The 24,849-nt window shown below is 72.6% G+C and carries 20 protein-coding genes; 6 read left to right on the top strand and 14 right to left on the bottom strand.

Features of this window, described 5'->3' with window-relative positions:
• Positions 1 to 292: 292 nt before the first annotated feature.
• Positions 293 to 1,411, bottom strand: a complete 1,119-nt coding sequence (locus tag ACIBR0_RS00245) for an AAA family ATPase (protein WP_396711740.1) — start codon at positions 1,409 to 1,411, stop codon at positions 293 to 295.
• A complete protein-coding gene (gene pnuC / locus ACIBR0_RS00240) occupies positions 1,408 to 2,061 on the bottom strand; it encodes a nicotinamide riboside transporter PnuC (RefSeq protein WP_396711738.1) in 654 nt (217 codons plus the stop codon). Before pnuC ends, ACIBR0_RS00245 begins: the two co-directional genes overlap by 4 nt.
• 101 nt (positions 2,062 to 2,162) lie before the next feature.
• On the opposite strand from pnuC, the gene ACIBR0_RS00235 reads away from it, so the two are divergent.
• Complete coding sequence (locus ACIBR0_RS00235; RefSeq protein ID WP_396711736.1) at positions 2,163 to 2,456, top strand: antibiotic biosynthesis monooxygenase family protein; 294 nt, start codon at positions 2,163 to 2,165, stop codon at positions 2,454 to 2,456.
• 91 nt (positions 2,457 to 2,547) lie between these two features.
• Here the strand turns inward: ACIBR0_RS00235 and ACIBR0_RS00230 are convergent, their stop codons facing one another.
• The 4 genes from ACIBR0_RS00230 to uvrB form a co-directional block, all read right to left on the bottom strand.
• Complete coding sequence (locus tag ACIBR0_RS00230; RefSeq protein ID WP_396711734.1) at positions 2,548 to 3,408, bottom strand: helix-turn-helix domain-containing protein; 861 nt, start codon at positions 3,406 to 3,408, stop codon at positions 2,548 to 2,550.
• 194 nt (positions 3,409 to 3,602) lie between these two features.
• A complete protein-coding gene (locus ACIBR0_RS00225; RefSeq protein ID WP_396711732.1) occupies positions 3,603 to 3,980 on the bottom strand; it encodes a VOC family protein in 378 nt (125 codons plus the stop codon).
• 23 nt (positions 3,981 to 4,003) lie between these two features.
• Positions 4,004 to 4,873: a helix-turn-helix domain-containing protein gene (locus tag ACIBR0_RS00220; protein ID WP_396711730.1), complete on the bottom strand. Its 870-nt coding sequence runs from the start codon at positions 4,871 to 4,873 to the stop codon at positions 4,004 to 4,006.
• A gap of 16 nt (positions 4,874 to 4,889) precedes the next feature.
• Positions 4,890 to 6,995 carry an excinuclease ABC subunit UvrB gene (uvrB, locus tag ACIBR0_RS00215; protein WP_357040894.1) on the bottom strand — a complete coding sequence of 702 codons (2,106 nt, stop codon included), beginning with the start codon at positions 6,993 to 6,995 and terminating at the stop codon, positions 4,890 to 4,892.
• Between the two features lie 373 nt (positions 6,996 to 7,368).
• On the opposite strand from uvrB, the gene ACIBR0_RS00210 reads away from it, so the two are divergent.
• Positions 7,369 to 8,859: a hypothetical protein gene (locus ACIBR0_RS00210; RefSeq protein WP_396712429.1), complete on the top strand. Its 1,491-nt coding sequence runs from the start codon at positions 7,369 to 7,371 to the stop codon at positions 8,857 to 8,859.
• A gap of 6 nt (positions 8,860 to 8,865) precedes the next feature.
• Here the strand turns inward: ACIBR0_RS00210 and coaE are convergent, their stop codons facing one another.
• Positions 8,866 to 10,047, bottom strand: coding sequence for a dephospho-CoA kinase (gene coaE / locus ACIBR0_RS00205; RefSeq protein ID WP_396711728.1), 1,182 nt, complete (start codon positions 10,045 to 10,047; stop codon positions 8,866 to 8,868).
• A gap of 316 nt (positions 10,048 to 10,363) precedes the next feature.
• Positions 10,364 to 11,857 (bottom strand): 30S ribosomal protein S1, encoded by a 1,494-nt coding sequence (rpsA, locus tag ACIBR0_RS00200; RefSeq protein WP_396711726.1) that lies wholly within the window; start codon positions 11,855 to 11,857, stop codon positions 10,364 to 10,366.
• Between the two features lie 440 nt (positions 11,858 to 12,297).
• Between rpsA and ACIBR0_RS00195 the strand changes: the two genes are divergently transcribed.
• From ACIBR0_RS00195 to ACIBR0_RS00185, 3 genes are all read left to right on the top strand, one after another.
• On the top strand, positions 12,298 to 13,104 hold the full coding sequence (locus ACIBR0_RS00195; protein ID WP_396711724.1) for a class I SAM-dependent methyltransferase: 807 nt from the start codon (positions 12,298 to 12,300) through the stop codon (positions 13,102 to 13,104).
• Positions 13,105 to 13,226: 122 nt separating this feature from the next.
• Entirely contained in the window at positions 13,227 to 13,448 is a 222-nt protein-coding gene (locus ACIBR0_RS00190; protein WP_250792519.1) for a DUF2945 domain-containing protein, read from the top strand.
• Positions 13,435 to 13,863, top strand: coding sequence for a DUF3140 domain-containing protein (locus ACIBR0_RS00185; protein ID WP_357036153.1), 429 nt, complete (start codon positions 13,435 to 13,437; stop codon positions 13,861 to 13,863). The genes ACIBR0_RS00190 and ACIBR0_RS00185 overlap by 14 nt, the downstream gene beginning before the upstream one ends.
• Before the next feature lie 77 nt (positions 13,864 to 13,940).
• Here the strand turns inward: ACIBR0_RS00185 and polA are convergent, their stop codons facing one another.
• Complete coding sequence (gene polA, locus ACIBR0_RS00180; RefSeq protein ID WP_396711722.1) at positions 13,941 to 16,640, bottom strand: DNA polymerase I; 2,700 nt, start codon at positions 16,638 to 16,640, stop codon at positions 13,941 to 13,943.
• Between the two features lie 348 nt (positions 16,641 to 16,988).
• On the opposite strand from polA, the gene ACIBR0_RS00175 reads away from it, so the two are divergent.
• Positions 16,989 to 19,787 carry a BTAD domain-containing putative transcriptional regulator gene (locus tag ACIBR0_RS00175; protein WP_396711720.1) on the top strand — a complete coding sequence of 933 codons (2,799 nt, stop codon included), beginning with the start codon at positions 16,989 to 16,991 and terminating at the stop codon, positions 19,785 to 19,787.
• A 69-nt stretch (positions 19,788 to 19,856) separates the two neighbouring features.
• Here the strand turns inward: ACIBR0_RS00175 and ACIBR0_RS00170 are convergent, their stop codons facing one another.
• The 5 genes from ACIBR0_RS00170 to ACIBR0_RS00150 form a co-directional block, all read right to left on the bottom strand.
• The gene (locus ACIBR0_RS00170; protein ID WP_396711718.1) at positions 19,857 to 20,567 is read right to left on the bottom strand and encodes an ABC transporter ATP-binding protein; all 711 of its coding nucleotides are present in this window, start codon (positions 20,565 to 20,567) and stop codon (positions 19,857 to 19,859) included.
• Positions 20,557 to 21,462, bottom strand: coding sequence for an ABC transporter ATP-binding protein (locus tag ACIBR0_RS00165; protein ID WP_396711716.1), 906 nt, complete (start codon positions 21,460 to 21,462; stop codon positions 20,557 to 20,559). The genes ACIBR0_RS00170 and ACIBR0_RS00165 overlap by 11 nt, the downstream gene beginning before the upstream one ends.
• Before the next feature lie 7 nt (positions 21,463 to 21,469).
• Complete coding sequence (locus ACIBR0_RS00160) at positions 21,470 to 22,630, bottom strand: branched-chain amino acid ABC transporter permease (RefSeq protein ID WP_396711714.1); 1,161 nt, start codon at positions 22,628 to 22,630, stop codon at positions 21,470 to 21,472.
• Positions 22,627 to 23,577, bottom strand: a complete 951-nt coding sequence (locus ACIBR0_RS00155) for a branched-chain amino acid ABC transporter permease (protein WP_396711712.1) — start codon at positions 23,575 to 23,577, stop codon at positions 22,627 to 22,629. The genes ACIBR0_RS00160 and ACIBR0_RS00155 overlap by 4 nt, the downstream gene beginning before the upstream one ends.
• 92 nt (positions 23,578 to 23,669) lie before the next feature.
• The gene (locus ACIBR0_RS00150) at positions 23,670 to 24,815 is read right to left on the bottom strand and encodes a branched-chain amino acid ABC transporter substrate-binding protein (RefSeq protein WP_396711710.1); all 1,146 of its coding nucleotides are present in this window, start codon (positions 24,813 to 24,815) and stop codon (positions 23,670 to 23,672) included.
• Between the last annotated feature and the right edge of the window lie 34 nt (positions 24,816 to 24,849).

Raw genomic sequence — 24,849 nt, 5'->3', positions numbered from 1 at the left:
ACACCGTACGCCCTCACGGAGCGTCCGGTGCCGGTGACGCTGACTCTGGTGACTGTCGGAGGTCTCTTCCGCCACCGACCCGCACGCGGGACGGCGACCGACGGGCCGGGTCGCGCCACCGGGGGGCCGGCGTTCGACCGTGCTGACGACTCCGTCGCGAGGGAATACTCCCCTCCTCCACCGCCATTCTCGCCCACTGCGCCCAGTCACCGCACCTTGGGCCCTCGGTGTCCCTGCACACGGGTCCGCGCGGGAATACCCCACCTCACGTCGCGTAGTGCGTCCTAGGAGGCTAGCCTTCGACGGGAAGCAGTGGGTCGGCCAGGCCCCAGCCGACCGCGAGCAGGTCCTCGCAGGCCGCGACCGCCTCGGCCAGCCGCCGCTCGTGCGGGCCGGTCAGCTCGACCACGGGCACCCCGGACCCGGCCAGCTCGGCCCGGAACCGGACGGTCATCCAGGCCCGCAGGTGCCGCCCGTCGCGCAGCCCGTCGTCGTCGAAGGGCACGCCGACGTGGTCGGTGAGCAGATAGAGCGCCGGCCGCCGCGCCGCCGCCCGGACCTCCGCCGACGCGGAACCGAGGTACCGCTCCTCCCACACCGCGGTGGCCCGCGCGTCGGTGTCACACACCAGCAGCGGCCCCGACGACCGTGCGGCCCGGTCCTCGGCCGCCTGCTGCTCGCGTACCACCTCGACGAAGTCGTCCCGGTCCCAGGTCACGTCGAAGACCGTCGCGTCGGGCCGGTCGAGGCGCAGCCGGGCCAGCTTGCGCGCGGTCAACTCCCGGCCGTACTCCGGCACCCACACCGTGCCGAGGCGCGCGGCGAGCGCGGCGGCCATCGTGGTCGTACCGGTCGACTCGGCGCCGACCACCACGACCCGGCGGACGAACCACGCCCGGACGGCCGCGTGCAGGTGGGTCCAGTGACCCGCCGGGTCCGCGCGCACGGCGGTCCCGGAGACCGGCACCGTCCGCCGCTCCGGATCCACACAGACCGCCACGGCGTCGAAGCGCCGCGCCAACTCGTCGCCGTACGCCTCGGACGAGAAGACCGCGTCGACCCTCGCCCCGCCCAGCGCCGCCCGGAACACCGCGCAGTGCAGGTCCCACACGGCCGGATCGTCGTAGTCCACCGGATGGTCGTCGTACACCCCGACGAACCGCACCCACGGCGTGACCCCGTGTGCCTCGCGCAGCCAGTCCAGCCGCAGCTCCAACGGGATCGACTCGCGGCGGGCCGGGGCCACCACGACGGTGACCACGGCGCAGCGCGCGGCGGCGGCGGCGATCAGGGCATGGTGCCCGGCGTGCGGCGGGTAGAACTTGCCCACCACCAGCCCGTGCCGGAACTCCGTCCCGGGGCGCCCGGCAGCGGCGGCCGGCACGAGGCTCGCGGCGTCGGCCGCGGTCACCGTGCCACCGGGGCCGGGCCGGTCGGGACCGGGGTCGCCGGAACGTCGCGCCGCAGGTCGGCTCGCCACTCGCGCAGTCCCAGCACGCACAGCCCGAGGAAGACCACGTACAGCGCGGCGGTCAGGTACAGGTCCTTGTAGGCGTAGAGCGGGATGTAGATCAGGTCGGCCGTGATCCACAGCCACCAGCTCTCCACCCGCTTGCGGGTCTGGCCGTACGTCGCCAGCAGCGAGAGAACGGTGGTCAGGGCGTCCGGCAGCGGCACAGTCGAATCGGTGGCGCGGTCCAGCAGCAGCCAGATCGCACCGGTCAGGACCACACCGACCGTGGTGAGCGCCCACCACTCCCGGGGGCTCGTCCGGCTGACGGTGAGCCGCGACCGCCGCTCACCGCCGTACAGCCAGGCCCACCACCCGTAGAGGCCGAGACCGACGTAGACCACCTGGAGCGCGGCGTCGGCGTACAGCCCGGCGGTCCAGAAGAGCAGCATCAGCAGCAGGACGTTCGCGATGCCGAGCGGCCAGTTGGCGATCCGCTGCCGGGCCACCAGCCAGACGGTGAGCACACCGGTGGCGAATCCCAGGAGCTCCGCCCAACTGGTCGGCGTACCCGCCACGGTGAACGCCGCGCCGGTGAGCCAGTCGATCATGCCTCTCCCCCTTCCGCGCGATCACCCTAGAGATCCTTCCGCCGGATGGGAACCGGCCCCCGGGGCGACCGGCCCGCCGGAGACCGTGGGAGGCTGCGTGCATGGTGCTCGAAGTCGCGCTCATCGACGTCATCCCCGGTCACGAGGATTCCTTCGCCGCCGCCTACCAGCAGGCGCATCGGATCATCACCAGCGCCGAGGGCTGCCGCTCGGTCCGTATGACCCGGGGCGTGGAATCCTCCTCCCGGTTCGTGCTGCTCGTCGAGTGGGACTCGGTCGAGGCGCACGACGTGAACTTCCGGCAGAGCCCGAAGTTCGCCCAGTGGCGCGCGCTGATCGGGCCGCACTTCGCCAACCCGCCGCTGGTCGAGCACTTCGTCGACGTGCCCGCCTGAGAATGTCGTACGCCGGGCCTACGGTCGCCGTGAACGCGCGGGCCGCCGGCCCCGACGGGCCCGGGGGCGCCGGGTCCGGTGGCCACGCGGCTCAGTGGTCCAGCCGTCGGGTCAGCTCCGCGACGGTCTCCTCCGCCGACAGGGCCACCGCCGACAACCAGCCGGTGACCTCGCCGTACCGGTCGACGTCGGCGGCGGTCACGAGGCGCACGTCGGTGGTCAACGCCTCCAGCATCACCGTGTGCGGGTCCGCCGGGTCCGGGAACGAATAGCAGGAGTACGGCGTCAGGGGGAACACCCCCTCCCGCGCCGGCCGGCCTCCGGGCAGCAGGCGGATCGTCACGTGCGGCAGGTCGGCCAGGGCGACCAGGCGTCGCACCTGCTCCCGCCACACCTCCGGCGGGCTGTTGCCGAGCTCGACGACGCCCTCGGCCAGCAGAGCGGTGTAGCGCGGCGGATCGTCGCGGCGCAGCACGTCGTGCCGGGTCGACCGGGCCCGCACGTCGGCCTCCACGTCGACCGTGGCGTCCAGCAAGCGGCCGGCGGTGATGCGCAGCCGCGCGTACGCCGGGGTCTGGAGCAGCCCGGGCACGACGGCGGGCTGGTAGTCCACGATGCTCGCCGCGCCGGCCTCCAGCTCGGCGTACGTGCGCTGCCGCTCCCCCATCTCGCCCAGCGCCTTCCACCAGCCCCGGCTGGTGGCGGCGTCCCGGGCGATCACGATGAGGGCGTCCCGCTTGGGCGAGGGCACGTCGTAGACGTCGAGCAGGTCGAGCACGTCGGCGAGATCCGGCCGGCTCTGACCCAGCTCGATCCGGGACAGCTTCGAGGTGGAGGCCCACCCCAGGCGCTCGCAGACCTGCTCCAGCGTGAGTGACTCACGCCGGCGAAGCTGTCGCAGCTCGGCACCGAGCCTCGCGCGTCTGATGACCGGACTCGTCGACAACGGCATTCCCGCCTCCCCACCGAGGGAGAGTACGCAGGACGATCACCCACCGCAATACTTCGCTTGCGCAAAGCGACGACCTCGCCACGTCGCGACCGCGCCGGCACGTCGCGCATCCCCGTCGACGACCCGGCACGCGGTGGAGACCACCCACGTCGACGGGGCACCGCACGCGCCGCACCGGCACTCGTCGCCCCCGGTCAGACGCGGTAGGTCCCGAAGGACCACACGGTGCCCTCCAGATCCCGGGCAACGTAGTCGCGCGAGCCGTAGTCGGTGTCGAAGGGCGGGCGGACGATCTCCGCGCCGGCTGCCCGGGCACGCTCGTGGTGGGCGTCCACGTCGTCGACCGCGACGTACACCGCGTAGTCGTCGTCGGCCGGCCGCACCCGCGGGGGCGCCGTGTCGGATCTCCTGCCGACCATCACCATGCCGCCGTCGAAGATCAGCTCGGCGTGCGCGACCGAACCGTCGGGGGCCTCGTGCGCCGCGTGGACGCCGAAGCCGAACGCGGCGCCCAGCCAGTCGATCGCGGCGCGGGGGTCGGTGTACCGGAGGACCGGGTAGATGGTTCGCATGCGTCGATCCTGCCGGCCGGTGGTCAGCCCGGATTGGACGGATGTGATCCGGGCGGGAAGAGCGCGGCAGGGGTGGCGCCGGCGAACTCGCGGAAGTCGCGGATCAGGTGCGACTGGTCGTAGTAGCCGTACCGGACGGCCAGGTCCGCCCAGGTGCGCGCCGGCGGCGGGTCCTCCCGCACCGGAGCAGGCAGCGGCTCGCACACCGCCAGCCGCCGGCCCAGCGCCGCGTACGCCCGCTGGAACCGCAGCAGCCGGACCGCGGTCCGCGGGGTCAGGCCGGTCTCCCGGTGGAACCGCACGGCGAGATGCCGCCGGCTCCAGCCCAGTTCGTCGGCGAGGCCGGCGACGCGGACCGGCCCGCCTTCGCCGGCCAACCGGCGCCAGGCCCACGCCAGCCGTGCGTCGACCGGCTCGGCGCCGGCCAGCCGGGTCGCCAGGGCGGCGTCGAGCAGCGTGAAGCGCGCGCCCCACGTGGGCTCCTCGGCCAGCCGGCGGCGCAGCCGGTCCAGCCAGCCGTCGGACCACTGGTCGACACCCACCGCGCGGTTCGCCACCTCGCCCAGCGGCGTCCCGAGGATCCGGCGTGCGGCGAGCGGGGTCAGCAGCATCTGCACCCCGACGCCCACGCCGACTGTCGAGGTCGCGCAGTACCCGTCGAACGGCCCGGCGACGAACGAGTCCACCGCGTACGCGCCGTGCGCCGCCGCCCGGGGGTCGACCACGTCCAGCGGGGCGCCCCAACCGAGGATGACCACCACGAACGCGCCGGCCGCCTCGTGCCGGACCAGCGGAGCCGGCGCGGTCTCCCGGTAGCCGATGTACCGCCCGACGTACGGACGCAGACGGGCCTCGGGCACACCGACGACCACCTCGTCGAGCGTCGGCGTCATCGGTGCCCCCGTCCGCCTACTTCACGCCGGCGGCGTCCATGCCGCGCAGCTCCTTCTTCAGGTCGGCGACCTCGTCCCGGATGCGCGCCGCCAGCTCGAACTGCAACTCCCGCGCGGCCGCCAGCATCTGGTCGTTCAACTCCTGGATGAGCTGGGCCAGCTCGGCCCGGGCCATGCCCTCGCGGGCCGGGCCCGCGCCGGTGCCGACCCGACGGCTGCGGGTCTCCTTCACCGGCGCCTTGCCGCGGGACAGCTGCCGCACCGCGCCGCCGACGCGGGTGTCGGTGTCCTCCGCCTCGCGGTAGATGTCGTCCAGGATGTCGTGGATCTTCTTGCGCAGCGGCTCCGGGCTGATCCCGTTCGCCTCGTTGTGGGCGATCTGCTTGGCCCGGCGCCGGTTGGTCTCGTCGATGGCGGCCGCCATCGACGGGGTGATCTTGTCGGCGTACATGTGGACCTGGCCGGAGACGTTGCGGGCCGCGCGGCCGATGGTCTGGATCAGCGACCGGCCGCTGCGCAGGAAGCCCTCCTTGTCGGCGTCGAGGATCGCCACCAGGGACACCTCGGGCAGGTCGAGGCCCTCCCGCAGCAGGTTGATGCCGACCAGCACGTCGTAGTCGCCCTTGCGCAGCTCGCGCAGCAGCTCGACCCGGCGCAGCGTGTCCACCTCCGAGTGCAGGTAGCGCACCCGGATGCCGTTCTCCAGCAGGTAGTCCGACAGGTCCTCGGCCATTTTCTTGGTCAGCGTGGTGACCAGCACCCGCTCGTCCCGCTCGGTGCGCAGCTTGATCTCGTGCATCAGGTCGTCGATCTGCCCCTTGGTGGGCTTGATGACGACCTCCGGGTCGATCAGGCCGGTCGGGCGGATCACCTGCTCGACGAACTCGCCCTGGGCCTGCTCCATCTCCCACGAGCCCGGTGTCGCGGACAGGAAGACCATCTGGCCCACCCGCTCCAGGAACTCGTCGAAACGCAGCGGCCGGTTGTCGGCGGCGCTGGGCAGCCGGAAGCCGTGGTCGATGAGCATCCGTTTGCGGGACGCGTCACCCTCGTACATGCCGCCGATCTGCGGGATCGTCACGTGCGACTCGTCGACGACGGTCAGGTAGTCGTCGGGGAAGTAGTCGAGCAGGCAGTGCGGCGGGCTGCCGGGCAGCCGGCCGTCCATGTGCATCGAGTAGTTCTCGATGCCGGAGCAGAACCCGACCTGGCGCATCATCTCGATGTCGTACGTGGTGCGCATCCGCAGCCGCTGCGCCTCCAGCAGCTTGCCCTGCCGCTCCAGCTCCGCCAGCCGCTCGCCCAGCTCGGCCTCGATGTCGCGGATCGCCCGCTCCATCCGCTCCGGGCCGGCCGCGTAGTGCGTGGCCGGGAAGATCATCAGGTGGTCGACCTCACGGACCACGTCGCCGGTGAGCGGGTTGAGATAGTAGAGCTTCTCCACCTCGTCGCCGAACAGCTCGATCCGGACCGCCAGCTCCTCGTACGCCGGGATGATCTCCAGGGTGTCGCCGCGGACCCGGAAGGTGCCCCGCTGGAAGGCCATGTCGTTCCGGGTGTACCGGATGTCGACCAGCCGGCGCAGCAGCTGGTCGCGGTCCAGCTCCTGACCGACGACCATCCGGACCGCGCGGTCCAGGTACTCCTCCGGGGTGCCCAGGCCGTAGATCGCCGACACGGTCGCGACCACCACCACGTCGCGGCGGGTCAGCAGCGACATCGTCGCCGAGTGCCGCAGCCGCTCGACCTCCTCGTTGATCGAGGAGTCCTTCTCGATGTAGGTGTCGGTCTGCGGGATGTAGGCCTCGGGCTGGTAATAGTCGTAGTAGGAGACGAAGTATTCGACGGCGTTGTGCGGCAGCAGCTCGCTGAACTCCTTGGCCAGCTGCGCGCAGAGCGTCTTGTTGGGCGCCAGCACCAGCGTCGGCCGCTGCAACCGCTCGACCAGCCACGCGGTGGTGGCGCTCTTGCCGGTGCCGGTCGCGCCGAGCAGCACCGTGTTGCGGTCACCGCGCCGGACCCGGCGCTCCAGGTCGTCGATGGCCGCCGGCTGGTCGCCGGCCGGCTGGAACTCACTGACGACCTGGAAACGGCCGTCGAGCCGGGGAATGTCGAGCGCCATGACCCCAACGGTACGCCGGGGGTCCGACACTCCGGGCCGACTACCGTGGGTCCGTGATCGGCTTCGATATTCCCATTGTGTGGCCCTTCTCACGGGGCTAGGCTCTCCACGTAGGCCGCTCGCGGCGGCCGACCGGGCCGGTGGCCAGGCCGTCAAGGGCCGGCCATCCCCGGCACAGGGGTCGCAGCACCCGGCACGCCCGGCGTGCGCGCCCAACGTGGTCGCGCTGGAGGCGCAGACCGGCCGCCGCGAGCGCCCCTGCTCGTCACCCCACGGCGGTGAGTTCCGTTCAACATCCGTGGAGTCCTCCGACCGGCCCGCCGCCGACCCCGCGCCCGCCGCTCCCGACCGTCCTCCGGCCGCCGCCGACCGGCTGCCGGTGGCACCCGGCACCCGGCGCTCACGCCAGCGCGCCGCACCCCCGCCCGACCGGACGCCACCGGTCCTCCCGCCGCCCGGCGACGCCAACACCGGCACGATCCCGCGCGTCGTCACCGGCCGACGGCGGACCGTCCTGGTGCTGCTGGCCGTGGTCGCCGTCCTCTCCGCCGCCGGCCTGGTGGCCGGGCTGCTGAGCTGGGCGCCGGAGCCGCCGGAGCCGCCCCGGGCGGCGAGCGCCGACGAACGCGCCCGGCTGGACGCGATGCGGGTCACCAACTACCGGGACCTGCGCGCCGGTGTGCACGTCACCGCCGGCACCGGCGGGGCCCGGGTCGAGCTGGTGGGCTGGGTGGACTGGTCCCGCGCACTGGCGTACCTGGACGTGGGCGGGCCCGGGGCCGGCCCCGAGCGCGGGCTGCTCCAGGCCACCCCGACGGTGGCGGTGCTCCGCCCCGACCCCGGCGCGGTCCCCACCCCGGCCCCGCCGCCGCTGGTGCCACCCACCGACCGGTGGCGTCTGCACGAACTGCCCGCCGGCCGGGGACCCGCCCCGCTGCTGGACCTGCTCTTCTCCCTCGCCGCCGACCGCCGGGACCCGGCCGGTGACCCCGCCGCCGTCCGATGGGTGGGCCGCGACACCGTCGAGGGGGAACCGGTGGACATCCTCCAGGCGCCACCACCGGGCAGCCCCTCCCCGCCGGCCAGGGACGGCGGGCAACGCCACTGGTTGGACCGCGACGCCCGCCTGCACCGCCTGGAGACCCGACTGCCCGGCACCGGCCCGGTCACCGTCACGCTGAACCGGACCAACCGGCCCACGCTGCGGCCGGTCGACGCCCTCGGGGGCCGTCCCGGGCTGCCCCGCGCCCTCGAGCCCGCCGAGCAGGACCGGCTGGACCGGCTGCCGGCCCGGCTGCGCGCCCGCGGCGGTGCCACGGTCACGCTGACCGCCCCGGTCGGCACGGCCACCAATCTGCGGGGCGCCGGCTGGGTCGACTGGCGCGGACGGATCACCTACCTGACGGTCGCCGACGTCGGCGTACCGGATCGGCGGACGCTCCTGCGCCGCGCCGCCGGCCGCACCACCCGCCTACCGGTGCCGGCCGGCACCGTCGGGGGGACCGCCGAGGCGCCCGCGCGCCCGCCACTACCGCCCCCGGCCCGGGGCTGGCGGGCCGACCCGGCCCGCGACGACGTGGCCGTACTGCTGGATCTGGCGCTCCGGGCGGGCGCGGCGCCACCGGAGGGCACCGCCCGGCGGATACGCGGGGACAGCCTCGCCGGCCAGGGCGTGGACGTGGTGGAGGTGCGGACGGCACGGACCGTGCTGCGCTACTGGATCGACCGCACCGGGTTGCTGCGCCGGCTGGAACTGCGGACCCGGCCGGGCACCTGGGCGCAGCTCGACCTCCGCCCGGGGCCGGTGCCGCGCCTGGGCGGCCCTGCTCCGGCCCGCCCCACCGCCGGAGCCTCCGGGCGCTGACCCGGGTCAGGGACGCCAGCCGCTCTGCGCGGCCCACTCCTCGGCCCGCAGGTGCTCCTCGTCGAACCACGGGTCCTTCGCCGTGGTGTAGGTGGCGCTGTCCGGCGCCGACGCGGCGAGCTCGCGCTTCAACAGCAGGTAAGCCGACCGCTGGTCCGGGTCCGCGCGCAGGTGGTCCCGCACCAGCAGCGCGTACCGCCACCCGGGCGAGTCGACCTCACGGATGTGCAGGTGGACCGGACGGGCCGGGTCGGCGCTGCCGTGCAGCCGCTTCGGCCACCGGCCGCTGCCCCGTGGGCGCGGCGCGTCCCACCACTCGCCGGGCAGCCGAGGGAACCCGGCGTCGGCGAGCCGGTCGGCCAGCGGCCCGTCGGCGTCGGCGAGACGCGGCACGGTGAGTTGGATGTCGATGACGTCCTTCGCGGCGAGACCCGGAACGGCGGTCGAACCGATGTGGTCGATCCGCAGGTCCGCGGGGGCGGTCGCGTGCCGGATCCGGGCGGCCAGCCGCGCGTACTGCTCCGGCCATGTCGGGTCCGCCTCGGCCAGGGCCACCCCGTGCGACCGGACCGCCCGCCGCGCGCAGAGATTCGCCTCGTAGGGCAGCAGCCGCTCCTGCCACAGCGCGTCCACCGCCGCGTGCAACTCGGCGAGGGTGCCGTCGTTGGTGAGGACCACGTCCGCCGCCGCCCGCCGCCGGGCGTCGTCGGCCTGCGCGGCGATGCGCCGCTCGGCCTCCGCCCGGTCCATCCCCCGGTCGCGGGCCAGCCGCTCCAGGCGGGTGGCCATCGCCGTCTGCACCACGAGCACGAGATGGTACGAGGGCGCGAGCCCCACCTCGACCAGGAGCGGCACGTCGTTGACCACGACCGCGTCCGGCGGCGCCGCGGCGGCGAGTTCGGCGGTACGCGCACGCACCCGCGGGTGGATGATCGCCTCCAGCCGCCGTCGGGACGCCTCGTCGGGGAACACGACGGCACCCAGCGCCGCCCGATCCAGTGCACCGTCGGTATCCAGCACCCGCTCGGAGAAGGCCTCGACGATCGCGGCCAGCCCGTCGGTGCCCGGCGCGACCACCTCCCGCGCCACCTGGTCGGCGTCGATCAGCACCGCGCCCCGCTCGACCAGCCGCGCCGACACCGCGCTCTTGCCGGACCCGATCCCTCCGGTCAACCCCACCATCAACACCGCACCAGTCAACCGGATCCCACTCCGCCGGCCAAACCGAGCGCCCCCTCGCGCCACGGGCTCGCGGGCGGCGGAGGCTCGCGGGCGGCGGGCGCCGGCGGGCTCGCGGGCTGCGGGCTGCGGGCTGCGGGCTGCGGGCTCGCAAGATCACGCACGAACCCGGATGTAGCGGCCTCCTGCACGCCCGGAGGCCGCTACATCATGGATCGAGCACGATCTTGCGGCGCGACGCGGGGCGACGCGGGCGGGCAACGCGAGGGCCCCGCCCCCGGCGATCTCGCGATCGCGGGGACGGGGCCTTTCGTCGTTCAGCGGGTCACTTGCCGCCGGCGAGCTTCTCCCGCAGAGCGGCGAGCGCCTCGTCGGTGGCCAGGGTGCCGGCCGGCTCCTCGGCCTGACGGCTCGGGGCCGTGCTGACCGTGGTGGTGGTGCCACCGGCAGCCACCGGCGGGGCCGGGTTCGCGGCAGCCTCGGCGTCGGCGGCCCGGGAGGTCTGCACCTGCTTGGTGTGGGCCTCCCAGCGCTGACGGGCCTCGGCGTACTGGTTCTCCCAGGTCTCGCGCTGCTTGTCGTACCCCTCGAGCCACTCGCCCGTCTCCGGGTCGAAGCCCTCCGGGTAGATGTAGTTGCCCTCGGCGTCGTACGTCGCGGCCATGCCGTAGAGGGTCGGGTCGAAGTGCTCCTCGCCCTCGACGAAGCCCTCGTTGGCCTGCTTGAGCGACAGCGAGATCCGGCGGCGCTCCAGGTCGATGTCGATGACCTTGACCATGACCTCGGAACCGACCTGGACGACCTGCTCCGGGATCTCGACGTGGCGCTCGGCCAGCTCGGAGATGTGGACCAGGCCCTCGATGCCGTCGTCCACCCGGACGAAGGCGCCGAACGGCACCAGCTTGGTGACCTTACCCGGCACGATCTGCTGGATCGCGTGGGTGCGGGCGAACTGCCGCCACGGGTCCTCCTGGGTCGCCTTCAGCGACAGCGAGACCCGCTCGCGGTCCAGGTCGACGTCCAGGACCTCGACCTCGACCTCCTGGCCGACCTCGACGACCTCGGACGGGTGGTCGATGTGCTTCCAGGACAGCTCGGAGACGTGCACCAGGCCGTCCACGCCGCCCAGGTCGACGAACGCGCCGAAGTTGACGATCGAGGACACGACGCCCTTGCGGACCTGGCCCTTCTGCAGCTTGTTGAGGAACTCGGTGCGCACCTCGGACTGCGTCTGCTCCAGCCACGCCCGGCGGGACAGGACCACGTTGTTGCGGTTCTTGTCCAGCTCGATGATCTTGGCCTCGAGCTCACGGCCGACGTACGGCTGCAGGTCGCGCACCCGCCGCATCTCGACCAGGGACGCGGGCAGGAAGCCGCGGAGCCCGATGTCGAGGATGAGGCCGCCCTTGACCACCTCGATGACGGAGCCGCGGACGACGCCGTCCTCGTCCTTGATCTTCTCGATCGTGCCCCAGGCCCGCTCGTACTGCGCCCGCTTCTTGGAGAGGATCAGACGACCCTCCTTGTCCTCCTTCTGGAGGACCAGGGCCTCGATGTGGTCACCGACCGAAACGACCTCGGCCGGGTCCACGTCGTGCTTGATCGACAACTCCCGAGAGGGGATGACACCCTCGGTCTTGTAGCCGATGTCGAGAAGGACCTCGTCCCGATCGACCTTGACGACGGTGCCTTCGACAATGTCGCCGTCGTTGAAGTACTTGATGGTCTCGTCGATCGCGGCGAGGAAAGCCTCCTCGGAACCGAGATCGTCGTGGGTGACCCGGGTGGCGCTCGAGGGGGCCTCGATGCTGCTCGTCATGTGGGCGGTTGCTCCGGTCGGATGGGTTGTCACAGCAGGCGTGGTGTCGCGGTGACCTGTTCGCGCCAGCGGATCCGCCGCCGGGCACACCGAACGATCAAGCAAGTGAAGATCATTGAGTGGCTCCGGTGACCGCGCACCTGCTCCCTGCCGAGGCACACGATCCGCGAGCGCATCGTCTAGCCTACCCGCTGTATTACCACAGCGTGCAAGGCCTCCCAGGTCCTCGCTGCCTCGCCACCTGCGAAAGCGGAGATTTCGACCGGAGAAGGAACCACCTGTCACCTGCGTCACAGCAGCCCCACCAGAGACGGTTGGCGACGCCCGGCCGGGTCCGCCGTTCGTCCCCGGCGCCCCCGACCCGCCGACACGCGACACGCCGGCGCCGGCCGTCCCCGCCCGCCGGCCGCGTCGCCGGGTACGGGGCCTAGCGTGGGCGGGTGGACGACGACAGCAGGGTGACCCGCCGCCGGGTCGGCGACGCCGAGGTACGCCGCGCCAACCGTGGCTGGTGGGACGTCGACGCCGACGACTACCAGGCCGAGCACGGCGCCTTCCTCGGCGACCTGGACTTCGTCTGGTGTCCGGAGGGCGTGCGGGAGGCCGACGTACACCTGCTGGGTGAGCTGGACGGGCGGCGGGTGCTGGAGTTGGGCAGCGGCGCGTCCGCCGCCGCGCGCTGGCTCGCCACGCAGGGGGCCCGCCCGGTCGCGCTGGACCTCTCCGCCGGCATGTTGCGGCACGCGGCGCGCGCCGCCGACCGCACCGGCGTACGCGTGCCGCTGGTGCAGGCCGACGCCCTCGCCCTGCCGTTCGCCGACGGCGCGTTCGACACGGTCTGCACGGCGTTCGGCGCGATCCCCTTCGTCGACGACTCGGCGGCCGTCATGCGGGAGGTGTTCCGGGTGCTGCGCCCCGGGGGTCGCTGGGTGTTCTCGGTGACCCACCCGATGCGGTGGATCTTCCTCGACGACCCGGGCGAGGGCGGGCTGACCGCCGTGCACTCGTACTTCGACCGCTCCCCCTACGTCGAGCAGGACGACCACGGCGTCGCCACGTACGTCGAGCAGCACCGCACCCTGGGCGACCGGATCCGCGAACTGGTCGGGGCCGGCTTCCGCCTCACCGACCTGGTGGAACCGGAGTGGCCGGCGGGCCACGAGGGGATCTGGGGGCAGTGGAGCCCGTTGCGCGGGCGCCTCTTCCCCGGCACCGCCATCTTCGTCACCGACAAGCCCGCCGACTGACCTCGAGCTGGTCGCCGGCAGCGCGGAGCCGACCGAGTTGGGGCCGCCGATCGGCGAGATCACCCGGAGGCGCCCGACCGGGCCCGCCGTTTTTTCGAGCCGGGCACGGGTAGCCAGGGCGTATGGCCGAGCAGAGGGAATTCCGCGAGGGTGACCACGTCTCCTGGGCCAGCCACAGCGGCCGGGCGCATGGCGTGATCAAGGAAAAGCTGATCGACCGGACACACGTGCGCGGGCACGCCGTGAACGCAACGGAGGACGAGCCGCAGTACCGGATCCGCAACGACGACTCGGGCCGGGACGTCGCCCACCGACCGGAGGCGCTGCGCCATGAGCCGAAGTGACGACGGCCGGGACACCTACCGGGAGTTCACCGAGGCGGTGAACATGAAGCCCCGCGAGCTGTCGACCTGGCTGGAGACCGACGAGTCGAAGCACGTCGGCTGGCGGAAGGGCACCAAGGGCGGCGAGTCGGTGGGCCACGAGTCGGGTCGGAAGATCATCGACCTGCTGCGTCGCAAGCGTGGCGACCTGTCCGAGGGCGACTACAAGCACATGCGCAAGGTGGTCGGGTACGTCCGCCGGCACATGGCCCAGCGCCCCTCCGGCGACGTCCGCGACACCAAGTGGCGCTGGTCCCTGATGAACTGGGGACACGACCCCCTCAAGGGCCCGCTGCCGCCGCCGGGCGGCCCGTCCCGGCGAGCCCTCGATCGCCACGGCACCCCACCGAAGGAGCGCCGGGGACCGGGACGGTGACCCACGCCTGACCGTCCGACGCGGCGACGGGGCACGGGCTCACGAGGCCGCGCGGCCCTTCACCCCGCCGCGACGGCTCAGTGGTCGGCGCTGTTCCAGTCGCGGCCCTCGCCGACGGACACCTCCAGCGGCACCGACAGCGGGTACGCCGCACCCATCTCGCGGCGGACCAGCTCCTCCAGGGTGTCCCGCTCGCCGGGGGCGACCTCGAAGACCAGCTCGTCGTGCACCTGGAGCAGCATCCGGGAGCGCAGCCCGGCGTCGCGCAGCGCGGTGTCGACGCGCAGCATCGCGACCTTGATGACGTCGGCCGCCGAACCCTGGATGGGGGCGTTGAGCGCCATCCGCTCGGCCATGTCCCGCCGCTGCCGGTTGTCGCTGACCAGGTCGGGCAGGTAGCGGCGGCGGCCGAGAATGGTCGAGGTGTACCCGTCGTGTCGGGCGCGGGCCACCACCTCCTGCAGGTAGTCGCGGACGCCGCCGAACCCGGCGAAGTAGTTCTCCATCAGCCCGCGTGCCTCCTCGGCGGTGATGCCGAGCTGCTGGGAGAGGCCGAAGGCACTGAGCCCGTACGCCAGGCCGTAGTTCATCGCCTTGATCTTGCGCCGCTGGTCGGCGGTGACCGCACCGACCTCGACCCCGAAGACCGACGAGGCGGTCGTGGCGTGGAAGTCGGCGCCGGAGTTGAACGCGTCGATCAGCGCCTCGTCCGACGACAGGTGCGCCATGAGGCGCATCTCGATCTGGCTGTAGTCGGCGGTGAGCAGGCACTCGTAGCCCTCCCCCACCACGAAGGCCCGGCGGATCCGCCGCCCCTCCTCGGTGCGGATCGGGATGTTCTGCAGGTTGGGCTCGGTGGAGGAGAGCCGGCCGGTGGCCGCCACCGTCTGGTTGAAGGTGGTGTGGATCCGGCCGTCGTCGGAGACCGACTTCAGCAGGCCGTCCACGGTGGTCTTGAGCTTGGCCACGTCACGGTGGCGCAGCAGGTGGGCCAGCACCGGGTGCGGGTTCTGCGCGTAGAGCCACTGGAGGGCGTCGGCGTCGGTGGTGTAGCCGGTCTTGATCTTCTTGGTCTTGGGCAGGCCCAGCTCGACGAAGAGGATCTCCTGCAACTGCTTGGGCGAGCCGAGGTTGAACTCCCGCCCGACCGCCTCGTACGCGCCCTGCGCGGCGGCCTTCACCTCGGCGGCGAAGTGCGCCTCCAACTCCGACAGGTAGTGCGTGTCGGCGGCGATGCCGACGCGCTCCATGTCGGCCAGCACCCGCATCAGGGGCAGCTCCACACCGGCCATCAGCCGGGCGGACTGCTCGCCGTCCCGGGACAGCTCCGCGTCGATGGCGTCGGCCAGGTCGAGGGTGGCCCGGGCCTGGAGCATCAGGTTCTGCTCGGCCTCGGCGTCGTTGCCCAGGCCGTCGAGGGTGAGCTGGCCGGTCTCCGGAGCGTCGACCCGCAGCTCCCGGTGCAGGTAGCGCAGGGCCAGGTCGGTCAGGTCGTAGGAACGCTGGTCGGGGCGGGCCAGGTAGGCCGCGATCTGGGTGTCGCGGGCGATGCCCTGAAGCGACCAGCCGTGCGCGGCGAAGGCCAGCACGGCCGGCTTGCTGTCGTGCAGCACCTTCGGCCGGGTGCCGTCGGCCAGCCACGCCGCGAGGGCCGCCTCGTCGGTCGGCTCCAGGCCGGCCGGGTCGAACCACGCCGCCGCGCCGCCCGCCGTCGCCAGCGCCATCCCGCTGACCGAGGCGGTGTGCCGGCGGTTGGGGCCGGTGTCGAGCTTGACGGCCACGCCCACCGGCGTGCCGGCCGCGGCGTGGGTCTCCAGCCAGCCGGCGAGGGCCCCGGGGGCGCCGAGCACCTCGCCGGTCAGGTCGAAGCCCGCCTCGGCCTCCGGCTCGACGGCCTCCAGGTACTGGTAGAGACGGTCGCGCAGGATGCGGAACTCCAGCGTGTCGAAGACCTGGTGCACCGCCTCCCGGTCCCAGCCCTGCCAGCGGGCGTCCTCCGGGCGCACCGGCAGCTCCAGGTCGGAGACCAGGCAGTTGATCTCGTAGTTGCGGATCACGTCGGCGAGCCGCTCCCGCAGGCTGTCACCCGCCTTGCCCTTGATCTCGTCGGCCCGGGCGACGACACCCTCCACGCCGCCGTAGGTGTTGATCCACTTGGCGGCGGTCTTCGGGCCGACACCCGGGATGCCGGGGAGGTTGTCGCTGGTCTCTCCCACCAGGGCGGCCAGGTCACGGTAGCGCTCGGGGCCCACGCCGTACTTCGCCTCGACGGCGGCCGGGTCCATCCGGGCCAGGTCGGAGACGCCCTTGCGCGGGTAGAGCACGGTGACGCGGTCGCCGACGAGCTGGAAGGCGTCCCGGTCACCGGTGGTGATCAGCACCGACATGCCCTGGTCGCGGGCCTGGCAGGCGAGGGTGGCGATGACGTCGTCGGCCTCGTAGCCCTCCTTCTCCACCACCGGGATGCGCAGCGCCGCGAGGACCTCCTTGACCAGGCTGACCTGGCCCTTGAAGTCGGTCGGGGTCTCGCTGCGGCCGGCCTTGTACTCCGCGTACCGGTCGGTCCGGAAGGAGCGGCGGGAGACGTCGAAGGCGACGACGATGTGCGTCGGCTGCTCGTCGCGCAGCACGTTGATCAGCATCGAGGTGAAGCCGTAGACCGCGTTGGTCGGCTGACCCGTCGTGGTGGAGAAGTTCTCCACCGGCAGGGCGAAGAAAGCCCGGTATGCCAGGGAATGTCCGTCGACGAGGAGCAGGCGCGGCGTCGTAGCTGTCACGGCAGCGACTCTAGTCCGTACGCCCGACATCCCCGGCCCTGACATGGCCCCGGACCGCCGGCACCCCGGCTCCGCGGGCGGAGCGCGGAGGTCCGGCCGGGACGGGAAGGAAACGGGAAGACCGGTCGCCGAGGCTGGACCGCCGGAGCGACCGGCACGCCGATCCGGGCGTCGCCGGCCGCAGCGTGCCGATCGGACGACGCGCCACGGGCGGCGGGCCTATTCGGGGGCGGGCGGACCGCAAGGTCCGCCCGTCAGGCCCGTCACCGGCCGGCACGCCTTGTCCGGGGCCGGACGGCGGGCGGGTACTAGGCTGACCTTTCCGCCGTCCCGCCGCACCCACCGAGGATGCCCTTGGAGCTCCGCCTGCTCGGTCCGATCGAGATCCGCCAGGGTGTCGCCCCGATCGTCCCCGGCCGCCGGATGCACCGGTTGCTGCTCGGGCTGCTGGCGATGCGGGCCGGCAGCATGGTCCCGACCAGCGACCTGGTGGACTCGCTGTGGCAGGACCGGCTGCCCCGGAGCGCCCGGTCCATGGTCCACTCGCGGATCTCCGAGCTGCGGGCCGCGCTCGCCGCCGCCGGCCTGGATGAGGACCAGCTCGCCATCGTCACCGCCGGGGACGGCTACCGGGCGGTGCTCGATCCGGAGACGGTCGACGTCAACCGCTTCCGCCGCCTGCTGTCCCGGGCACAGGGCGACGGGGAACCCGACTGGCGGCACCGGCGCGACCTGCTCCGGGAAGCCGTGGGGCTGTGGCGGGGGCCGGCGTTCGGCGGCTGGCTGCCGAACCGTCCCGCACCGCCGGAGGTGCAGGCGCTCGAGGACGCCCGGCTCACCGCCGTGGAACTGTGGCACGAGGCGAAGCTGCGCTCCGGAACCCCCGTCGCGACGCTGGTCGACGACCTCGCCCCGCTGGCGGCCCGGCACCCGAGCCGGGAACGTCTCACCCTGCTGCTGATGCAGTCCCTGGCCGGCTGCGGCCGGACCGGCGAGGCGCTGCACGCCTACGAGCAGCACCGCCGACGGCTGGCTGCGGAGCTGGGCGCCGATCCGAGCCCGGACCTGCAACGCCTGCACGTCGACCTGCTCCGGGCCGGCCCGGTCGGCGGACTCACGACGACGCCGACCGCGACGGCGAGCGCGGTGGCGACGCCGTCGGCACCGGCGCAACTGCCCGCGGCGCCGGCCGGCTTCGTGGGTCGGCTCCGCGAGCTGGAACGACTGGACACGATCGCGGACGCCGGGTCAGGGGTGGTCGCCCTGGTCGGCCCACCCGGGGTGGGCAAGACCGCGCTGGCCCTGCGGTGGGCCCACGACCAGTCCCGCCGGCAGGGCCGTACCGGACACCTGTACGCGGACCTGCGCGGCACCGACCACGCACCTCCGTCGACCCCGGGCGCGGTGCTGGAGGGGTTCCTCCGCGCGTTGGGCGTGGCCGGCGACGACGTCCCCCACGAGACGGAGGAGCGCGCCGCCCGGTACCGCTCGGAGCTGGCCCGGCGGGCCATGGTGGTGGTGCTCGACAACGCCGCGTCCTCCGGGCAGGTACGGCCGCTGCTTCCCGGAGCGGGCGAGAACCTCGTCGTGGTGACCAGCAGGCACCGCCTCGACGGGCTGGTCGCCACCCACGGTGTCGCACGGTTGCAGGTGGAGCCGCTCGACGAGGACGACGCCTGCGAGTTGCTCGCCCGGGGACGCGACAACGGCCGTCCGGAGCCGACCGACCCGGCCCTGCTGCGCCGGCTCGCGTCGCTGTGCGACCGGTTGCCCCTCGCGCTGCGGATCGCCGCCGCCCGGCTCGACGCCGACGGAGGCGCCCGGGCGCTCGCCGACCGGCTCACCGACGAGAACGCCCGACTCGGCCTGCTCATCTCGGAGGACGTGTCGGTGCGTGCCGCCCTGGAGGTGTCGGTCGGCAGCCTGCCCGAACCGGCCCGTGGGCTGTTCCGACTGCTCGGCCGGCATCCCGGCCAGCGTCCGTCGACCGACGCCGCGGCGGCGTTGGCCGGCCTGCCACCGACCCAGGTCCGGTCGCTGCTGGCCCACCTGGCCGCGGCCCACCTCGTGCACGAGCTGGACACCGACCGGTACCAGCTGCACGACCTCGTCCGCCTCTTCGCCGCCGAGCAGGCAGCCGCCCAGCCGCCCGGCGACGACGCGGCCCCGGTTCGCCTGCTCGCCTGGTACCGGGACGCCGCCAACGCGGCGGACCGTACGCTGCGGCCCGCCGAGCGACCGAACTTCGACTCCGACCCGCCCGACCCGCCGGTCCGGTTCGCCACCCCCGCCGCCGCCCTGACCTGGCTCGACGACGAGGCGGACAACCTGGTCGCCGCCGTGGAGACCGCCGCCGCCGGACAGCCCCGACTCGCCTGGCAGATCGCCGCCGCCCTGTACGGCTGGCTGTTCCGCCGGCACCACCGCGACCGCTGGGTGCAGCTCTACACCCTGGCCGTGCGGGCGGCCCGGAGCGCCGGCGACGACATCGGCGAGGCGCTGATCGCCGGCCGGCTGGCCATTCCGCTCAGCCAGCTCGGCCGGCACGACGAGGCGGCACACTGGACCCGGCGGGCGTACGAGCTGCGCAGCGCATCCGGTGACCGGCTCGGCGCGGCGACGGCCCTGCTGAACCTCGCCGCGATCATGAACAACGCCGGCCGGCCCGAGGAGGCGATCCGGCGGCTGACCGAGGCCGAGGAGCACAGCCGCACCCTGACGAACGCCACGCACCTGCGCGCGCTGGTGCGCAGCAACCTCGGCGAGGCCCACCTCCTCGCCGGTCGGCAGCGGGAGGCGGCCACCCACTACGACGCGGCGCTGGCCATCGCGGAGAACGGCTGCGGGCCCCGTGACGTGGCGGAGATCCTGGTCGGCCTGGCCCGCACCCACCGGGCCGCCGGTGAGCCGGCGCGCGCCCTGCCGTACGCCGTGCGTGCGGTGGCACAGGCCCGCGAGGCGGGTGACGTGCTGGTCGAGGCGGAGGCGCGGGAACAGCTCGGTCGGACCCGGGTGGAGCGGGGCGACCCGACCGGTGGGCTGAGCGAGCTGCGGACGGCGTTGGCGACGTACCGGCAGAAGGGCCATCGCGGCACCGCGGACCTTGCCCGGGACGTCGCCGCACTGGCCGCCGACAGCCGGGCCTGACCGTCGGGCGGAAACGGGAAGGTCCCGGCGCGGCGACCGCCGCACCGGGACCTCCGTCTCACGTAGGCGTCAGGCCACGCCGAGGTACGCCTCCTTGACCGCCGGGTCGTGCAGCAGGTCCCGGCCGGTGCCCTCCTTGACGATCCGGCCGGTCTCCAGCACGTAGCCCCGGTGGGCGCGGGACAGCGCCTGCTGGGCGTTCTGCTCCACCAGCAGGATGGTGGTGCCCTGCTCGTTGATCCGCGTGATGATCTCGAAGATCTGCTGGATCAGCTTCGGCGCCAGGCCCATCGACGGCTCGTCCAGCAGCAGCAGCCGGGGACGGGCCATCAGCGCCCGACCCACCGCCAGCATCTGCTGCTCACCGCCGGAGAGCGTGCCGCCGGGCTGCTTGCGCCGCTCGGCCAGCCGGGGGAAGAGGTCCAGCACCATCGCCATGTCCTTGGCGATCTCGCCACGGTCCCGGCGGGTGTAGGCACCCATCTCCAGGTTCTCCGTGACCGACATGCCCGGGAACACGCCCCGGCCCTCCGGCGCCTGCCCGATGCCCCGGACCACACGCAGGTCCGCGCGCATCCGGGTGACGTCGGTGCCGTCGAACACGATCGAGCCGGACGCGACCGGGCGCAGCCCGGAGATCGCCCGCATGGTGGTCGTCTTGCCGGCGCCGTTGGCGCCGATCAGCGCGACCACCTCGCCCTCGTTGACGACCAGGCTGATCCCGTGCAGCGCCTGGATCCGCCCGTACAGCAGCGTCAGGTCCTTGATCTCAAGCAGCATCGGTCGGCACCCCCAGGTACGCGGCGATCACCTTCGCGTCCTCGCGGACCTCGGCCGGGAGGCCGTCGGCGATCTTCTTGCCGAACTCCAGCACCACGATCCGGTCGGTCACACCCATCACCAGGCGCATGTCGTGCTCGATGAGCAGGATCGTGGTGCCCTGGTCACGGATCTTCCGGATCAGGCCGAGGAGTTCCTCCTTCTCCGCCGGGTTGAAGCCGGCGGCCGGCTCGTCCAGGCAGAGCAGGAACGGATCCGTGGCGAGCGCCCGGGCGATCTCCAGCCGGCGCTGCTCGCCGTACGACAGGTTGCGGGCCAGGTCGCCGGCGCGGCGCTCGATGCCCACGAACCGCAGCAGCTCCAGGGCCTTCTCCCGGCCCTCCCGCTCCTCCCGCCAGTGCCGCGGCAGCCGCAGCATCGCGGAGATGACGCTGGTCTTGTGGTGGACGTCCGTGCCCACCATCACGTTCTCCAGCGCGGTCATCTCCGGGAAGAGCCGGATGTTCTGGAACGTCCGGGCGATGCCCGCCTTCGTGATCCACGACCGCCGTTTGCCGCTGACCCGCTCGCCCTTGAACCGGATCTCGCCCTCGGTCGGGCGGTAGACACCGGTCATCGCGTTGAAGCAGGTCGTCTTGCCGGCGCCGTTCGGGCCGATCAGCCCGAGGATCTCCCCCTTGTACAGGGTGAAGGTGACGTCGTCGAGGGCGACCACACCGCCGAACCGCAGCGTGACGTGGTCGACCTCCAGCAGCGGCTCCCGGCCGGCGGGGTCCGGCCCCGCCGGGGTGACCCCGGCCGGTTCGGCGGGGCCCTTCTCCGGCGGGACGCCGATCGTGCTGCGACCGTCGGCGACGATGTCCCGGTCGCTGCTCGGGTCGCGTTCGCTTCTCATCTCCGGGCTACTCACTGGGCACCGTCTCCTGGGGAACCGCTTCCTCGCGCCGGTCTTTGAACTCCGCCGCCCGCCGCCGGTTGGGCACCAGACCCTGCGGACGGAAGACCATCATGACGATGACCACCAGGCCGAAGACGAGGATCCGGTACTCGGCGGCGTCGAACTCCACGCCGATGAGGTCACCGACGCCGCGCAGCCACTCCGGCAGGTACCAGGTGATCGCACCACCGACGATGGCTCCCTTGATGTTGCCCACACCACCCAGGATGACCGCCGCGAGCACCAGGATGGAGCTCTCCAGCAGGAACTGGTCGGAGTTGATGAAGGTCTGCTTGCCGGCGAAGACCGCGCCGGTCAGGCCGGCCACCGCGGCGCCGATGGCGAACGCCCACAGCTTGTACTTGAAGGTGGGCACGCCCATGACCTCGGCCGCGTCCTCGTCCTCCCGGACGGCCACCCAGGCCCGGCCCACCCGGCTGTTCGCCAGGTTCCGCACCAGCAGGATCACCACGAGGATCAGCGTCAGGATCAGCCAGTAGTACGGCCGCGCGTCCACCACACCGAACAGCGGCTTGCCGTCCGAGCCCGAGCCCGGCGGGTGCGGGATGGCGGGGATGCCCCGCTGGCCCTGGAGGATGCCCTCGTTACGGGCGGCGTACAGCCGGATCATCTCGGCGAAGCCGAGCGTGACGATGGCGAGGTAGTCACCGCGCAGGCGCAGCGTCGGACCGCCGAGGATCACGCCGAAGACCATGGTGATCATGACCGCCAGCGGCACCGCCGCCAGCCACGGCCACTCCGTCCCGAAGCGGCTCTCCGGCGAGGTCAGCAACGCCACGGTGTACGCACCGATCGCGTAGAAGCCGAAGTAGCCGAGGTCGAGCAGGCCGGCGAAGCCGACCACGACGTTGAGCCCGACGGCCAGCAGCACGAAGACCGCGGTGTCGAACAGCACGCCGGCGAAGTTCGACCGGGTGGTGTAGAAGGCGAAGTACTCGCTGCCCACCGGGAAGCCGAGGTACTCGTAGAACCAACGGTTCGGCAGGATGTAGAGGAAGACGATCAGGGCCGCGATGCCCGCCCAGCGCACCTGCTTGGGCAGGTTGGCCCAGCGGGCCTTGATGCCGGAGACCCGTCCCCGTCCCTTGTCCGCGGTGGCGGTCATGCGCGCGCCCTCCCCAGTGATTCACCGAGCAGACCGGTGGGCCGGAACATCAGCAGCACCACCAGCAGCACGAAGCCGGTGAAGTCCTTCCAGTCTCCGCCGAACAGACCGGCGGCGTAGTTCTCCGCCACACCCAGCAGCAGACCGCCGAGCAGCGCGCCGCGCAGGTTGCCGATTCCGCCGAGGACCGCGGCCGCGAAGGCCTTGAGGCCGAGCAGGAAGCCGACGTTGAACTTGGTGTAGCCGAACTTGATGTTCCACAGCAGGGCGCCGACGCCCGCCATGATCCCGCCGAGCACGAACACCAGCAGGATGACCCGGTTCTTGTTGACGCCCATCAGCGCCGCGGTGTCCGCGTCCTGGGCCACCGCGCGGATGCCCCGGCCGAGCCGGCTGCGGTTCACGAACTGGTCCAGGCCGACCATCATCACCAGCGTCACGCCGACGATGATCAGCTGGAGGTTGGTGATCCCCGCGCCGAAGACCGTGAACAGCGTCTCCTGCGGGATCAGCGTCGGCATGCCGAACGGGGCCCGCTCGGTGCCGATACCGAACGACTCGGCGAGCACGAAGGACGCGCCGATCGCGGTGATGAGGAACGCCAGGGGCGGTGCGTTGCGCCGCCGCAGCGGCCGGTACGCGACCAGCTCGACCGTGACGGCCGTGGCCGCCGAGGCGAGGGCCGCCACCGCGAGCCCCGCCAGCAGGGCGATCAGCAGCGACCCCAGAGCCGGAGCCGGGCTGTTCTGGTTGTAGCCGAGGGCCTCCCAGGTCCACAGGGCGGTGAAGGTACCGACCATGAAGACCTCGGAGTGGGCAAAGTTGATCAGGCGGAGAACGCCGTAGACGAGCGTGTAGCCGAGGGCCACGAGCGCGTAGATCGCGCCCTGCTCCAATCCGGTTATCGTCAGCGCCGGAAAGTTTCCGAAGAACTCATCGAAGTTCAAGTGGGGGCTCCAACTGTGCGGCCAAACGCTGCGGCCGGGAGCAGAACTCCCGGCCGCACCGTGGGTAGCCCGTGACCGGACCGGTTTCCCGGTCAGGCCTTGGGGATCTCGACGTCCGGAACGACCTTGCCGGCGTTGACCTTGAACGCCCAGACGACGACCTCGGCCGGGTCCAGCTCACCGGTGTCGGCGAACTTGTAGGTCACACCGGTGGCGGTGCCGGCCTTGTTGTACGACTTGATGAAGGACAGCAGGTCGGCACGGGTGGCCTTACCCTCCTTGATGCCCTCCAGCATGATCTTCGTGATGTCGTACGACACGTCGGCGTAGGTGCCCGGCTCGGCGTTCTCGAAGGCCGCCTTGTAGTCGGTCAGGAAGCTGCCCTTGGCCGCCGTGGCCGGGGCGCACGGGCAGGTCAGGACGGTGCCCTCGGCGACCGCGTCGCCGGCGACCTTGATGAAGTTGGCGTCGTTGACGCCGTCACCGGCCACCATGGTGCCCTTCCAGCCGGCACCCTTGAGCTGCTTGAGCAGCAGACCGGCCTCGGTGTAGTAGCCACCGAAGAACAGCACGGTCGCGCCGCTGGAGATGATCCGGGTGGAGACCGCCGAGAAGTTGGTCTGCTTGACCTGGATCTTGTCCTCGCCGGCCACGGCCCCGAGAACCTTCTTGACCTCGTCCACCAGGCCCGCGCCGTACGCGGACTGGTCGTCGACGACGTAGACCTTCTCGGCCTTCATGACGTCCTTGATGTACCGACCGGCCGCCGGGCCCTGCGAGGTGTCGTTGCCGACGCCCCGGTGGAAGATCTTCCAGCCCTTGGTGCTCAGGCTCGGGCGGGTGGCCGACGGGGTGATGGTCGGCAGGCCGGCCTCGTCGAAGATCGGGTCCGCCACCTCCGACTCACCGGAGAAGGCCGGGCCGATGATGCCGACGATCTTCTGGTCGCCGACGGCCTGCTGGGCGAGGGCGGGGGCCTTGGCCGGGTCACCCTGCGAGTCGTACTCGGTCAGGGCGACCTTGCAGTCGGCGTTGTCCTTGTTGTACTGGTCGATGGCCAGCTTGGTGCCGTTGCGCATGTGGATACCGAGACCCGCGGCGTCGCCGGTGAGCGGGCCGAAGAAGCCGAGCTTCAGGTCACAGGCCGCGTTGCTGCTGCCGCCTTCGTCACCACTGTCAGCCTTACATGCGGCCGCGCCGCCGAGAACCAGCGCGCTGATGGCAACGCCACTCAGCACCCGTGCGAGCTTCTGCCTCAAGGCTCGTACCCTC

The sequence above is a fragment of the Micromonospora sp. NPDC049497 genome (assembly GCF_044465805.1).
Lineage (GTDB): Bacteria > Actinomycetota > Actinomycetes > Mycobacteriales > Micromonosporaceae > Micromonospora.
This window is presented reverse-complemented; position numbering and strand designations above follow the sequence as displayed.

What these genes read in the sequence shown, in the direction of transcription:
- rpsA (WP_396711726.1), bottom strand. Translation starts at nt 11,857, where the DNA reads ATGACGAGCAGCATCGAGGCCCCCTCGAGCGCCACCCGGGTCACCCAC.
- ACIBR0_RS00165 (WP_396711716.1), bottom strand. Translation starts at nt 21,462, where the DNA reads ATGAGAAGCGAACGCGACCCGAGCAGCGACCGGGACATCGTCGCCGAC.
- ACIBR0_RS00185 (WP_357036153.1), top strand. Translation starts at nt 13,435, where the DNA reads ATGAGCCGAAGTGACGACGGCCGGGACACCTACCGGGAGTTCACCGAG.
- ACIBR0_RS00170 (WP_396711718.1), bottom strand. Translation starts at nt 20,567, where the DNA reads ATGCTGCTTGAGATCAAGGACCTGACGCTGCTGTACGGGCGGATCCAG.
- ACIBR0_RS00160 (WP_396711714.1), bottom strand. Translation starts at nt 22,630, where the DNA reads ATGACCGCCACCGCGGACAAGGGACGGGGACGGGTCTCCGGCATCAAG.
- pnuC (WP_396711738.1), bottom strand. Translation starts at nt 2,061, where the DNA reads ATGATCGACTGGCTCACCGGCGCGGCGTTCACCGTGGCGGGTACGCCG.
- ACIBR0_RS00175 (WP_396711720.1), top strand. Translation starts at nt 16,989, where the DNA reads ATGCCCTTGGAGCTCCGCCTGCTCGGTCCGATCGAGATCCGCCAGGGT.
- uvrB (WP_357040894.1), bottom strand. Translation starts at nt 6,995, where the DNA reads ATGGCGCTCGACATTCCCCGGCTCGACGGCCGTTTCCAGGTCGTCAGT.
- ACIBR0_RS00220 (WP_396711730.1), bottom strand. Translation starts at nt 4,873, where the DNA reads ATGACGCCGACGCTCGACGAGGTGGTCGTCGGTGTGCCCGAGGCCCGT.
- ACIBR0_RS00190 (WP_250792519.1), top strand. Translation starts at nt 13,227, where the DNA reads ATGGCCGAGCAGAGGGAATTCCGCGAGGGTGACCACGTCTCCTGGGCC.
- ACIBR0_RS00225 (WP_396711732.1), bottom strand. Translation starts at nt 3,980, where the DNA reads ATGCGAACCATCTACCCGGTCCTCCGGTACACCGACCCCCGCGCCGCG.
- ACIBR0_RS00235 (WP_396711736.1), top strand. Translation starts at nt 2,163, where the DNA reads ATGGTGCTCGAAGTCGCGCTCATCGACGTCATCCCCGGTCACGAGGAT.
- ACIBR0_RS00230 (WP_396711734.1), bottom strand. Translation starts at nt 3,408, where the DNA reads ATGCCGTTGTCGACGAGTCCGGTCATCAGACGCGCGAGGCTCGGTGCC.